The following is a 13112-nucleotide window of genomic DNA, read 5'->3' as shown; positions in this document are numbered from 1 at the left end:
CGCGGCGCTAGTCACCCACACGCTCGCGAGAAGGGAGCGCCCCAACGGGCGCCGCTTCGCTTACTTGCTGTTCACCGACTTGCGCGCGTTTGCCGAAGCCACCGCCGTCATGTTGATGATCCGGCGCACGGTTGCAGCCGGCGTCAGCACATGCACCGGCTTCTCAGCTCCAAGCAGGAACGGGCCGACCGTCACGCCGTCGCCGCCGACCATCTTCAACAGGTTGTACGCGATGTTCGCCGCTTCCACGTTCGGCATGATCAGCAGGTTGGCTTCGCCCGAGAGCGTCGTGCCGGGGAACGCAGCCTTGCGGACCATTTCGGACAGCGCCGCGTCGCCGTGCATTTCGCCGTCGATTTCGAGCGTAGGCGCACGTTCCACGATCAGCTTGCGAGCCGCGGCCATGCGTTGCGACGACGCAGACGGTGCGCTGCCGAAGTTCGAGTTGGACAGCAGCGCGACCTTCGGCGTGATGCCGAACTTCTCGATTTCGCGCGAAGCCAGCATGGTCATGTCGGCGAGTTGCTCGGCCGTGGGCGTTTCGTTCACGTACGTATCGCAGATGAACAGATTGCGGCCCGGCAGCATCAGCAGATTCATCGCGGCGAAGTTCTGCACGTTATCCGCCTTGCCCAGCACCTGCTCGATGAACTTCAGATGCGTGTGGTACTGGCCGATCATCCCGCAGATCATGCCGTCGGCTTCGCCGAGGCGCACGAGGATCGCGCCGATCAGCGTGTTGAACTTGCGCATCGCGGCTTTCGCGACGTCCGGCGTCACGCCTTCGCGCGCACCCAACTCGTGGTACGCCTGCCAGCATTGCTGATAGCGCGGATCGTCTTCCGGATCGACGATCTCGAAGTCTTCGCCACACCGGAGCTTCGAACCCATCTTCTTCAGACGCATCTCGATTACCGAAGGACGGCCGACGAGAATCGGCTTGGCGATCTTCTCCAGCAGCACGAATTGCGCGGCGCGCAGCACGCGCTCGTCTTCACCTTCGGCGAACACGATGCGGGCCGGCTCCGACTTCGCCGCCGCGAACACCGGACGCATCACCATGCCCGTGCGGTAGACGGTGGTGCCGAGTTCTTCGCGATATGCGTCCATGTCCTTGATCGGACGGGTCGCGACGCCCGAATCCATTGCCGCTTGCGCGACGGCCGGCGCGATCTTGATGATCAGACGCGGATCGAACGGCTTGGGAATCAGATACTCGGGACCGAATTCGAGCGAGTGGCCTTCGTACGCCTTTGCGACTTCATCGCCCTGATCGGTTTCTTCGGCGAGTTCGGCAATCGCGCGCACGCACGCGAGCTTCATTTCTTCCGTGATCGTGGTCGCGCCCACATCGAGTGCGCCGCGGAAAATGAACGGGAAGCACAGCACGTTGTTGACCTGGTTCGGATAGTCCGAACGGCCCGTCGCGATGATGCAGTCCGGACGCACTTTCTTCGCCTCTTCCGGGCGGATTTCCGGCTCGGGATTGGCCAGCGCGAGGATCAGCGGCTGAGTGCCCATTTCAGCGACCATCTCCGGCTTCAGCACGCCCGCGCTCGAGCAGCCGAGGAACACGTCCGCGCCGCGAATGGCGTCAGCCAGCGTGCGTGCTTCGGTGCTCGCGGCATAACGTTCCTTAGACGGATCGAGATTGCCGCGACCTTCGTAGATCACGCCCTTCGAGTCGACGACGAGAATGTTCTGCTTCGACAACCCGAGGTTCACCAGCAGATCCAGACACGCGATCGCCGCGGCGCCCGCACCGGAACACACCAGTTTCACTTCGTCGAGCTTTTTGCCGACTACCTTCAGGCCGTTCAGAATCGCCGCGGACGCGATGATCGCCGTGCCGTGCTGATCGTCGTGGAAGACCGGAATCTTCATACGCTCCCGCAGCTTCTTCTCGATGTAGAAGCACTCGGGCGCCTTGATGTCTTCCAGGTTGATGCCGCCGAGCGTCGGCTCGAGCATCGCGATGGCTTCCACCAGCTTGTCCGGATCGGACTCGGCGAGTTCGATATCGAACACGTCAATCCCGGCGAACTTCTTGAAGAGGCAGCCCTTGCCTTCCATGACCGGCTTCGCGGCGAGCGGACCGATGTTGCCAAGACCGAGCACGGCTGTGCCGTTCGTGATCACACCGACCAGATTGCCGCGCGAGGTGTACTTCTGCGCGTCGAGCGGCTCGTCGTAAATTGCCATACAGGCTGCGGCCACGCCCGGCGAGTATGCGAGCGACAGGTCGAGCTGATTGGATAGCGGCTTGGTCGGCGTGACCGAAATCTTGCCGGGCTTCGGGTTCTGGTGATATGCGAGGGCGCTTTGCTTCAGTTGTTCGTCCATTTTTTGCCTGCGAGACGTAAGAAATTGGGCCGGCACACCGCAACGTTGGCGTCGCTTGGATCTATCGAATGGATAATCGACCGAGGCGATTTTCGCGTGCGCCGGTTAGGCGCGGCGTCGGTCCTCGGCGGAGGGCAGAACGGTGCGGAGTGCTACGCGGGTCGGTTAGTGTACACCCCGCAGGTGTCGATGCACTGACTGGTTAACACCGCTCGCCATTGGCGAAACGCCCGCCAGTCATGCTGCGGCGCCGCATTTGAGCAGACGCGGCAGCCGGCTATTCGAGCTCGGCGCCGCGCCGTTCGGGGATCAGGAACAATGTTGCGAGCACATCGAGTAGATAGATCGACGCGAGCGACAGCAGTGCGGCGCCAAACGAATAGCGCGCGGCCAGAGCGCCCACCGCGACCGGCCCAAAGCCGCCAACCGCCCGGCCGACATTGAAGAGCACGTTCTGCGCGGTCGCACGCGCATCGGTGGGATAAAGCTCGGAGATCAATGCGCCGTAGCCGCCAATCATTCCGTTGACGAACACGCCCATCGCCGCGCCGCCGATCAGTAGTGCCGCTGGCGTTGTGAGATGCGCATAGACGAAAACCATGACGACCGCCCCTGCCTGATAGAACAGAAACGCAGGCTTGCGACCGAAACGATCGGCGGCGATGCCGAACAGCCAGATGCCGCACGCCATGCCGATCACCGTGGCCGCCGTCCACACGCCCGATTTCGTCAGCGAATAGCCAAAGGTCTTCGACAGATAGCTCGGCAGCCAGATCATCAGCCCGTAATAGCCGAAGTTCTGCACCGAGCATAGGATCGCCACACCGAGGCTCGCGCGCGCCGTGCGTGCGTCGGCTATCAGCAGTTTCAGCGGCAGCTTGCGCATGCCGCGTGCGACCCGCTCGGTGAAGAGCGCCGGCTCCTCGACGCGCCGCCGCACGAAGAACGACACCACGGCAGGCAGCAGCCCGAGCGCGAACATGCCGCGCCAGCCGATAAGCGGCAACAGAAGCGGCGTCAGCAATGCGGCCGCCAGTACGCCGAGTTGCCAACCAAGGCCCACATACGACGACACTCGCGCGCGCTGCGACGCCGGCCAAGCTTCGGCCACGAGTGTCATGCCGATGCCGAACTCTCCGCCAAGCCCGATACCCGCAATGGTCCGGTAAGCAAGCAAGTCGGTATAGCCTTGCGCGAGTGCGCAGAGGCCCGTGAAAACCGCGAACACCAGGATGGTCCAGGTAAGCATGCGCACACGGCCCCAATAGTCACTCAGCACGCCGAAGATCAAACCGCCGGCTACCGCGCCGATCAACGTCCACGTGACGAGTGAGCCGGCCTGTGCAGAACTGAGGTGGAGGTCCGCCGCGATCACCGGCAGCATGAAACCGAGGATCAGCAGATCGAAGCCGTCCATCGCATAGCCGAGCACCGATGCAATCAACGCACGGGCGGCGTAACCGTTCCGGGCGGTGGCGGGACTTTCGGCGGCAGAGGAGGCGGGTGTCATGGAAGCGATCCGAATTTCGGTGTAAGGACAGCGGCGGCCGGCGGCCGAGAAATTCGCGTGAGTGTAAAGGCGCGCAAAGCCGCTCACAAGCTAGCCAAAAAGCCAGCCGGTGAAGCGCGAGATCGCGCCGCGACGTCAGGTAGAAAGCCGCGCCAGGCCCTCCCGCTGAATGCCTGCCCAGCGCTTTCGACGCCGCGGCGGCCGTTGCGGTTCTGGACGGCCGCGCCGACAGCCTCCTCGCAAGGGTCGGTTTCGGGTAAAATGTCGGCCTACGCGCGCAGCAAAAACCGGCCGGCATCCACTGGCTGGCTGCATATTCCGCCCAGTACGGCGCGGCATATCCCGCTTGCTGCGCCACCGGGCTTGGCGCCCGCTTCTCCCGCTCATACCCAAGGATCCGCCCATGACAGGCTTCGATCGCCAGACGATCTCCGACACCACCGCCAAGATGCTGCTTGAAGTACAGGCAGTGCACTTCAACGCGGAGAAACCGTACATTTTCACGTCCGGCTGGGCGAGCCCGGTTTATATCGATTGCCGCAAGCTGATTTCCTACCCGCGCGTTCGTCGCGGCCTGATGGAAATGGCGGAAAGCACCATTCTGCGCGACGTGGGTTACGAGCAGATCGACGCGGTGGCGGGCGGTGAAACCGCCGGCATTCCGTTCGCGGCATGGCTGTCCGACCGCCTGATGGTGCCGATGCAATACGTGCGCAAGAAGCCGAAGGGTTTTGGCCGCAATGCGCAGATCGAAGGTTTGTTGACCGAAGGTCAGCGTGTACTGCTCGTCGAAGATCTGACCACCGACAGCCGCAGCAAGATCAACTTCATCAACGCGCTGCGCACTGCGGGTGCGACGGTGAATCACTGCTTCGTGCTGTTCCACTACAACATCTTCAAAGAAAGCGTCTCCGTGCTGAAAGACATCGACGTCGATCTGCATGCGCTCGCTACGTGGTGGGACGTGCTGCGCGTCGCCAAGGAAAACAAGTACTTCGACTCGAAGACGCTCGACGAAGTCGAAAAATTCCTGCACGCACCGGCTGAATGGTCGGCAGCGCACGGCGGCGCAACGTCAACGCCCCAGTAAGCGTCACTGCGCAATACCGCTCGAATAAAAAGGCCGCCTGTTTTTCACAGGCGGCCTTTATCTTTTTGCGGCAAAAAATAGCTGCGAATGGTTAAGGCGGGTCGCCCCCATTTCCCGCCGAATGCGACGACAAATTCAGCAAGCCATTGCTTTGCGCGTATTGGAACAACTCCGAATCGCGGTCAATGCCGAGCTTGCGCATCGCCGTGTTCTTCTGGGTACTGATCGTCTTGATGCTGCGATTCAGTTGCTCGGAGATTTCCTTGATGGTCATTCCCGATACGAAGAGCCGCACGACTTCAAGCTCGCGCCTCGATAGCATCACCTCGTCGCTCTTGCCGCCGGCATTCATGCGCAACGCGTCGAGCGACGCCTTCACCGACGGGCTCATGTATTCGAGGTTGCGGCTCACGTGCTGCACCGCGAGTCCGATGTGGCTCAGATCGTCCGACTTGTTCACAACCGACGTCACGCCTAGCTCTCGCAAGCGTTGCAGCAGCGCGGCGTTCTCCAGCATCGTCAGTACGACGATGGGAACCTTGGCAAAGTTGCGGCGCAGGTAGCCGATCAACGGCAAGCCGTCGCCGAACTGGCCGCCCGGCATCGCGAGGTCGGTTACGAGCACGTCGCACTCGACCGTTTGCAGGATCTTGATCAGCTCCGTCGACTGCCGCGCACGCGCGACCACCTGCATCCCGGGAAACTTGAGCAAGGCCTGTTCTGCGCCGAATAGGATTACTGGATGATCGTCGGCGATGACGACCTTGACTGCCTCTTGCATTGCCCGTACCTCGACAGGAAAACCCCTCTCCAAAACTTCAGACATGCTTCTTATTCTTAATGTTTACGCTACCTAATAGGAACACGGGCCAGTGCACGCGAAAATTCTTCCGACTATAGCCGATTTTTAGGCCCGCAATCTGGTTAGGCACAACAATGATGCATCGTAGAGCTAATGTTAGACTTGATTCGACCTTCGGGCACAAAATAGGGACAATAATCAGCGCGAGTCAGTCAGCTCGCGCCCTCGCAGCAACCTTGTGCTGCATAGGATCCGAGTAAGCGCTTTGCGTAAAGTCGAGCAGGTGCGAAGCGCCAGGCTCACCGACAGCAACAGCCCCTCTGGTCGACACAGGAGAACCGGCACATGCGCTTGCGTTGCCTGGTTGTTTCGTACGCTTCACCGTTTCGCCGCACGCCGTTTTTTGTCTGCGCCACACTGAGCCTCGCGCTCTGGCTTGTGCAGGGGCCACGCGCTTTCGCCCAAGGCGCATTCTCGCTGACCAGCGCCAGCTTCCGGGCCGGGGGCACAGTCAATACTCCGCAAGTTTTCGATCAGGGCGACTGCAAGGGCGGTAACCGCTCCCCGCAATTGACGTGGCATGACGCGCCGGCCGGAACGCGCGGTTTTGCCATCACCATGTTCGATCCCGATGCCCCGGGCCGCGGCTGGTGGCATTGGGCCGTCGCAGGCATCCCGGCGACTGTCGCGAGCCTGCCTGAGAACGCGAGCGCTTCCGGCTTCCTCAGGAAACTCGGCGCGGTGGAATCCCGCAACGACTTCGACACGGACGGCTATGGCGGCCCCTGCCCGCCGCCCGGTAAACCGCACCGCTACGTGATTACGGTGTATGCATTGAACACTGCGGACCTGCGCCTCGCGCAAGGCCGACCCGCACTGATGTTCGATCACGAGATCGGCACGGCGGCGCTCGGCAGCGCGAGGATGGTGGTGAATTACGGTCGATAGTGCGGCGCAAGTCGAAGGATCCTGTCGGCAGGGAGGCCGATTGGCGTATGGCTTGCATGCGCATCCGACGTACCGTGCGCGCTCTGTGATCCGCGCGGGTTTATATGCTTTCAGGCTGCACACGTTGAGGCCACCGGCACTGCATCGGGCCGCCAACGCATCGGCATCGTGCATCGTTCAATTACCTCTTCTTTGCGGGAGCGTCTTATGTCGAAGATCGTCATCGTTTATCACAGCGGCTACGGCCACACGAAGAAAGTCGCCGAGTCCGTGCTCGCCGGCACGCAGGAGGCGGGCGCAGAGGCGAAGCTCCTCCCGGTCGGCGACATCGGCGAAGCTGCGTGGGCCGAACTCGCCGCCGCCGACGCGATCATCTTTGGCGCGCCGACGTACATGGGCGGACCGTCCGCCGACTTCAAGAAGTTCGCCGACGCGAGCTCAAAACCGTGGTTCGGCCAGACCTGGAAGGACAAGATCGCGGCCGGCTTCACCAACTCGGCGACGATGAACGGCGACAAGTTCCTGACCATCCAGTACTTCGTCACGCTCGCGATGCAGCACGGCATGATCTGGGTGGGCACCGGTTTGATGCCCTCCAATACGAAGGCTGCGACCCGCAACGACCTGAATTACGTCGGCGGCTCGACCGGCGTGCTCACGCAGTCTCCGGCGGATGCGTCGCCGGAAGAGGCACCGCCTGCAGGCGATCTGGAAACGGCGCGGCTGTTCGGCGCACGCGTCGCGCAGGTGACAGCCCGCTGGATATCCGCCGCCGGCTAATACTTCGCGTTTGCCGGTTCGTCGCGCGGTGTCTGCTCGATGCGCCGCGCCTGCGTCATGCCGCTGTCACCTTGAGCGAGCATCGTCGTTTTTCTGCTGTTTTTGCGCCCGTTTCCAGCGCTTTCGCACGCGCGCGGCGATGAGGTTTTAAAATGGCGTTTTCGCGCGGCCTAGCGCGCCGTTTTCAAAGAAGCCAGTGAGATCGAGATGAGCACGAAAGTTTTTGTCGACGGACAGGAAGGCACGACCGGCCTGAAGATTTTTGAATACCTGTCGCAGCGCGCCGACGTGGAGATTCTGCGCATCGACGAAGCGAAGCGCAAAGATATCGAGGAGCGTCGTCGTCTCATCAACGCGTCGGACGTGACGTTCTTGTGCCTGCCCGATGTTGCGTCCCGCGAATCGGCCTCACTCGTTGAGAACGAGCGCACGGTTCTGATCGATGCCAGCACCGCGTTCCGCACGTCAGCAGACTGGGCTTACGGACTGCCGGAACTTGCCCGTTCGCAGCGCGAGCGCCTGCGCACAGCCAAGCGTATCGCCGTTCCCGGCTGTCACGCGTCGGCTTTTGTGCTGGCCATGCGCCCGCTCGTGGAAGCGGGCGTGGTCGCGCCTGACTTCGACGCGCACGCTTATTCGATCACCGGCTATAGCGGCGGCGGCAAAAAAATGATCGCCGACTACGAAGCCGGCGGTAACGCGAAGCTGAAGAGCCCGCGTCCTTACGCGCTGGGTCTCACGCACAAGCATCTGCCGGAAATGGCGGCGCACACCGGGCTGACATCGGCGCCGATCTTTACGCCGATCGTCGGCGACTTTTACAAGGGTCTCGCTGTCACCACCTACTTCTCGCCGCGCCAGTTGGCGAGGAAGACCACGCCGCAACAGGTGCAGGCACATCTCGCCGAGTACTACGCCGGTGAAGCGTTCGTGCGCGTCGCGCCGTTCGACGCCGAAGCGAATCTCGACAGCGGTTTCTTCGACGTTCAGGCGAACAACGACACGAACCGCGTCGATCTGTTCGTGTTTGGCACGGCGGAGCGCTTCGTGACCGTGGCTCGCCTCGACAACCTGGGCAAGGGCGCTTCGGGCGCGGCGATTCAATGCATGAATCTGGCAATCGGCGCGGCTGAGGAAAGCGGTTTGAAACGCTAACAAGGTTAAATAGCGGCATCGATTTGCCGTTTGTCAGCTTTGCGAAAGCCGGTCTCAAGGGACCGGCTTTTTTGTTTTAAAAACCCCTCCGCTGAAACATTTATTTACAGTTATTCGAAACCGGCTCCCGTTATTTGAAACCACCGAATCGCGAGTTGGTTTTTTTCGGGTAACTCTTCCCCACCCGTCATTCGATCAGCATAGTTTTCCGCATAGGGAAACTCCGGATTTTTTGTCGAACGATCGTTCGCAGATCATAGAGCCATTTTGCTCTCAGGCTTACCTGGTAAGGGTGTGCCGCCGAGCAACGAAGCGTGCTTTCGCCTCCAACTCACGTTTTTGTTTAAAAGCGCCGCTTGCGCCCACTCACTGCGTGCATAGCCAAAATGCCGTTGTTTGAATCGGCTTTTTTAGACGGCTCATTCAATTGACAGGCGTTAATCGCGCAGCGAAATTAGCTCGCACAAATACATGAAGGGAGACAACAGTATGGCGGACGCCATTATTCGAGGCCTGGCAATGGCTATTGCCACGACGCCTTTACTAATAGCTTGCGGCGGCGGCAAAGCCGATAATCCCGGCCCGATCAACTCGCCGCAATGCTCGGGTTCCAGTTGCGGCGTGCAGGGCCCGCCTGCTTCGAACGGCACTGCGGCCGCCCTCTGTCCCGCCACTGCGGACATCGTCAAAAGCACGTTCCTCGGCGGGGCCGGCAGCGGCGAGGTGGTGCAGATCAACATTGACGCCACTGCAATGACCTACACGCTCAAGTGGCTCGAGTCGCCGATTCCGCTGCGCACCGGCACGGTCACACCCACGCGAGCCGGCACCCAGATCACCGGCGCGGTGATTCACCCGCCCACCGGCACGCTGCCGACCGCTGAACAAACGCGCTGCGCGTTCATTCTCGGCGCGGGCACCGGCACCGCGGCCGGCGACGGCCAGCCCTACACCACGCCCGGCTTTGCTAACAACCCGAATCCGCCGATGATCTTCGTCGGCCAGGGCGTGGCGGGCGGCGGCATTCCGGGCGCGACGGTCCAGTTCGACGGATTGTCGATTCCGCTCATCGGCTCGGGCATCGGCGCGGTGCCCAACCGGCATTTCGACTTTTACCCGTTCCTCGGCTTCGCGAGCACGACCACCGACATCACGAAACTGCCGGGCACGTACAACGGCCTGCTGTATCACCTGGCACCGTCGGGCAACTACTCGACGGTCGCGACCAACACCGTCGAAACGTTCGACGCAAGCGGCACCTGCACGAGCAGCAACACGGCCAATCCGAATTACTCACCCAACGCCGGCGGCTGCCTGACCACCGGCAACCCGTTGACGCTCAACAGCAACGGCTACTTCGACAGCCAGCAGGCGCCGCAGATCGTGCAGCAGTTTCAACTGCCGCTAGTCGGCGCGACCGGCAAGTCTGGGACCGCGCACATGATTCTCGGCCAGGTGAACGGCGCGACCGTGCCGCTCGTCGTGCGCACCGGCTTCATCAACCTGGGGACGGCGCCGCTTCATCTCGACGCCAAGGTCGACGACGAGTCCGGTATCGCGATGCTCGCCGCGGCGACGCCGCTCGCATCCGGCGGCTTCGACGGCGGCTACGTCGGCGCCGATTCGAACTTCAAGTACACGGCGACGCTGATCCAGGGCGCGGTCGGCACGTTCATCAACCCGAGCACTTCGGCGGGCGAAAGCGGCTTCGGCCTCGGCTACGGATTGCCGAGCCCCGGACTCGTCGGCGTGCAGGACGCCAAAGGCAAGACCGGCTTCGCGATCGCCTCGGGCGGTTTGTACGCGATCGAGATCCAGGGCGCGGAGAACGACGGCATCGCATCGACGTCGGCGAACGCGGACACGCCCAGCACGCCGTACTTCGGCATAGGAGCGCAAATCAGCAAGTAGCAGGGAAGCAAACCCGGTTGGCAGGACGAGACATAAAAGAGCAAGCGGTGGCTGGACTGGGAGCCGGCCACCTACAACGAAAAAATTCTGGAGGCGGTATGAAATGGAGATTCCTGTCGGTGCTCGCACTTGCGGCACCGTTACTGGCGGCATGCGGCGGTGGCGGCGGCGGCGACGGACCAATGACGGAAGTTCGACTGTGCCCCGCGTCGCTCGACTACAGCACGGTGTACACGGGCGGCGGGGGTGACGGCGAACTGGTCAAACTGCAACTCGACACCGCAAAGATGACGTGGCAGGTGACCTACGTCGAATCTCCGATTCCCGCGACCACCGGCACCGTCGTCCCAACGCGTGCGGGTCAGGTCGCGAGCGGCACACTGACCCAGGAAACGCTGCTGCCGACCAACAAGCTCAACCAGTGCGCGTTCCGCCTGAACGGTGCGAGCCTCGATCCGAACCGGCCGGCACGGATCTTCGTCGGCGAGGGCGTTGCGGGCGGCACGATTCCCGGTGCAGAAATTTCGTTCGGTGGCATTCTCGGCGTCGGCGCCGTACCGGACACCAGGTTCCCCTACTACCCGTTCATCGGGTTTTCGTCGATCGAAACCGACATCACGAAGGTGGCCGGCACGTACAACCAGCTTGGCTACCACCAGGTGCCGTCGCAGAATTTTGCGCCCGTCGCCGTGGATACGAAAATCACGATCAACGCCGACGGCACGTGGACCGAGTGCGACAACTCCGGCGTCAACGCGGGCAAATGCCAGCAGCCTGGCAGTAACTTCGCGCCGGCGGCCGACGGCAGCGGCGCATTCCAGACCAATAACTTCCAGGGACAGGCGAAGCCCACGCTCGCCACCACGCCGAAAGCTCGCGGCTACATGATCGTCGGCAGGCTGCGCAACCAGTTGGTGCCGATTCTCGTGCGCACCGGCGCGGCGAACTCGTCGGTCACGGTGCCGCAAAACGGCGCGCTTGGACCGTACGCGGACGACGAATCGGGCATCTCGATTCTCTCGCCGCAGAGTCCGATAGCGGTCAACTCGCAGAACGGCGAGTACATCGGCGTAGATAGCCAGTTCGACTATCGCACGACCGCACTGGCAGGCACTCAGGCGACGCTGCTCGATCCGTTCAACGCGTCGCAGGCCTCGCTTGCTACCGCGCTGAATCTCGACTTCACGCAAACAGTGCCGGGCGTAGTCACGACGACGCATGTCGGCGCATCGACGGGCAATACGGCGACCGGAAAGATGATTTTCACGGGCGGCGTATTCGGCTACCTGGATCTGACCAACGCGGCCTCGCCGTACTTCACGATCGGCGCCTTCGTTCAGTAACGGGCACGCCCGCGCCGTCATTACGCAATGGCCTTTGCGCCGAGGTCGCCGCCCGCTCCTGCAGCGCGGCGGCCCGGTTAGCGACGATCATGCGCGCCGGCCTTGCGGCCTGCGCCATCGCTCGACGCGCGCCTCGCGCCTGACGAGCGCCCTAGAGGAGCAACAACATGAAAAAAATCTGTCTCGCGATGCTGGTCGCGTGCCTGTCCGCCAGTGCAAATGCACAACATGCGGGCGACAACGTCGCCGCGCTCGGTTGGTTTCACGTCATGCCGCAGGATTCGAGCACGCCGCTGACCACTCATGTCGCGCCCACGCCGATCAACACGCCGCTTCGGTTGCCAAGTTCGTTCACCTCAGAAGGCACGAGTCTGTCGACGAACAACGCCGACACCGTCGGCCTTGTGTTCAGCCATTACCTGACCGATCACATTGCCGTGACGACGGTGGCGGGCGTGCCGCCGGTGTTCAAGATCTACGGGCACGGCACGATCAAGCCGCCGGGACCGGCCGGCGCGCTCGGCCAGCAGGACATCGGCGATCCGCAGGTGAATCCGATCGTAAAGAGCGTGCGCCAGTGGAGCCCGGCGCTGCTCTTCCAGTACTACTTCAATGCGCCGACGGCTAAATTCAGGCCGTTTGTGGGCGTCGGCGTGTCGTACAACTGGTTTTCGGACATTCAGCTGAGCCCGAACTTCGTGCAATCGACGCAGGAGAACCTTGGCGCCATCCTCGCCGCCGGCGCGGGCAAGCCGGGCAAAACGCAGGTGTCGGCGAAGGCTTCGTCCTCGTGGGCGCCGGTTTTCAACGCGGGCCTCGCGTACAACATCACGGAACATTGGGGCCTGGTGGCCTCCGTGACCTACATTCCTCTGAAGACGACGTCGTCGGTCATTATCAAAGCCGCGGACGGCACGGAACTGGGCGTCTCGAAAGCCGAGCTCAAGGCTGACCCGATCATCTCGTTTCTCGCGGTCTCGTATAAGTTCTGACAGAAGCGACGCGCGACCGAGCCGGCCCACTGCGTGCGGAGAGCCGGCTTTTTTGCTTGTAGGGACAGAAGGAATTCGAGGCAAAAAAAAGCCCGCCTAAGTTGGCGGGCTGAATCCATATCAGAGGAGACATGGAGGAGACAAGACAAACTATAGCAAAAGGTTTGGTGCGACGCAACATCAAAATCAGGGTTGTCCCCTCTTGTTGCAGTTTCGCCACATGTGCTTAGGCGGGCCG

General features: G+C 62.1%; 10 protein-coding genes. 7 read left to right on the top strand and 3 right to left on the bottom strand.

All coding sequences use genetic code 11. The features are described from left to right. Window positions 1-60: 60 nt before the first annotated feature. Window positions 61-2343: an NADP-dependent malic enzyme gene (locus J2W46_RS19455; RefSeq protein WP_087752441.1), complete on the bottom strand. Its 2283-nt coding sequence runs from the start codon at window positions 2341-2343 to the stop codon at window positions 61-63. A 277-nt stretch (window positions 2344-2620) separates the two neighbouring features. After that, on the bottom strand, window positions 2621-3853 hold the full coding sequence (locus J2W46_RS19450) for an MFS transporter (protein WP_088176808.1): 1233 nt from the start codon (window positions 3851-3853) through the stop codon (window positions 2621-2623). Window positions 3854-4256: 403 nt separating this feature from the next. Between J2W46_RS19450 and J2W46_RS19445 the strand changes: the two genes are divergently transcribed. Beyond that, window positions 4257-4943 carry an orotate phosphoribosyltransferase gene (locus J2W46_RS19445; protein WP_020070827.1) on the top strand — a complete coding sequence of 229 codons (687 nt, stop codon included), beginning with the start codon at window positions 4257-4259 and terminating at the stop codon, window positions 4941-4943. Between the two features lie 91 nt (window positions 4944-5034). Here the strand turns inward: J2W46_RS19445 and J2W46_RS19440 are convergent, their stop codons facing one another. Then, the gene (locus tag J2W46_RS19440; protein ID WP_020070826.1) at window positions 5035-5724 is read right to left on the bottom strand and encodes a response regulator; all 690 of its coding nucleotides are present in this window, start codon (window positions 5722-5724) and stop codon (window positions 5035-5037) included. 366 nt (window positions 5725-6090) lie between these two features. Between J2W46_RS19440 and J2W46_RS19435 the strand changes: the two genes are divergently transcribed. From J2W46_RS19435 to J2W46_RS19410, 6 genes are all read left to right on the top strand, one after another. Continuing rightward, window positions 6091-6693, top strand: coding sequence for a YbhB/YbcL family Raf kinase inhibitor-like protein (locus J2W46_RS19435; RefSeq protein ID WP_087752442.1), 603 nt, complete (start codon window positions 6091-6093; stop codon window positions 6691-6693). A 207-nt stretch (window positions 6694-6900) separates the two neighbouring features. Then, window positions 6901-7473, top strand: coding sequence for a flavodoxin family protein (locus tag J2W46_RS19430; protein WP_288828487.1), 573 nt, complete (start codon window positions 6901-6903; stop codon window positions 7471-7473). 207 nt (window positions 7474-7680) lie between these two features. Then, a complete protein-coding gene (argC, locus tag J2W46_RS19425) occupies window positions 7681-8628 on the top strand; it encodes an N-acetyl-gamma-glutamyl-phosphate reductase (RefSeq protein ID WP_088176796.1) in 948 nt (315 codons plus the stop codon). Between the two features lie 489 nt (window positions 8629-9117). After that, window positions 9118-10539, top strand: coding sequence for a DUF2957 domain-containing protein (locus tag J2W46_RS19420; RefSeq protein WP_310355551.1), 1422 nt, complete (start codon window positions 9118-9120; stop codon window positions 10537-10539). A 98-nt stretch (window positions 10540-10637) separates the two neighbouring features. Continuing rightward, the gene (locus tag J2W46_RS19415; protein ID WP_310355550.1) at window positions 10638-11882 is read left to right on the top strand and encodes a DUF2957 domain-containing protein; all 1245 of its coding nucleotides are present in this window, start codon (window positions 10638-10640) and stop codon (window positions 11880-11882) included. Between the two features lie 167 nt (window positions 11883-12049). After that, complete coding sequence (locus J2W46_RS19410) at window positions 12050-12874, top strand: OmpW/AlkL family protein (protein WP_204522516.1); 825 nt, start codon at window positions 12050-12052, stop codon at window positions 12872-12874. Window positions 12875-13112: the final 238 nt, after the last annotated feature.

It is taken from the genome of Paraburkholderia strydomiana (assembly GCF_031456815.1).
Lineage (GTDB): Bacteria > Pseudomonadota > Gammaproteobacteria > Burkholderiales > Burkholderiaceae > Paraburkholderia > Paraburkholderia caledonica.
Note: the sequence above shows the minus strand (reverse complement) of the source record. Positions and strands in the feature narration are given on the sequence as shown.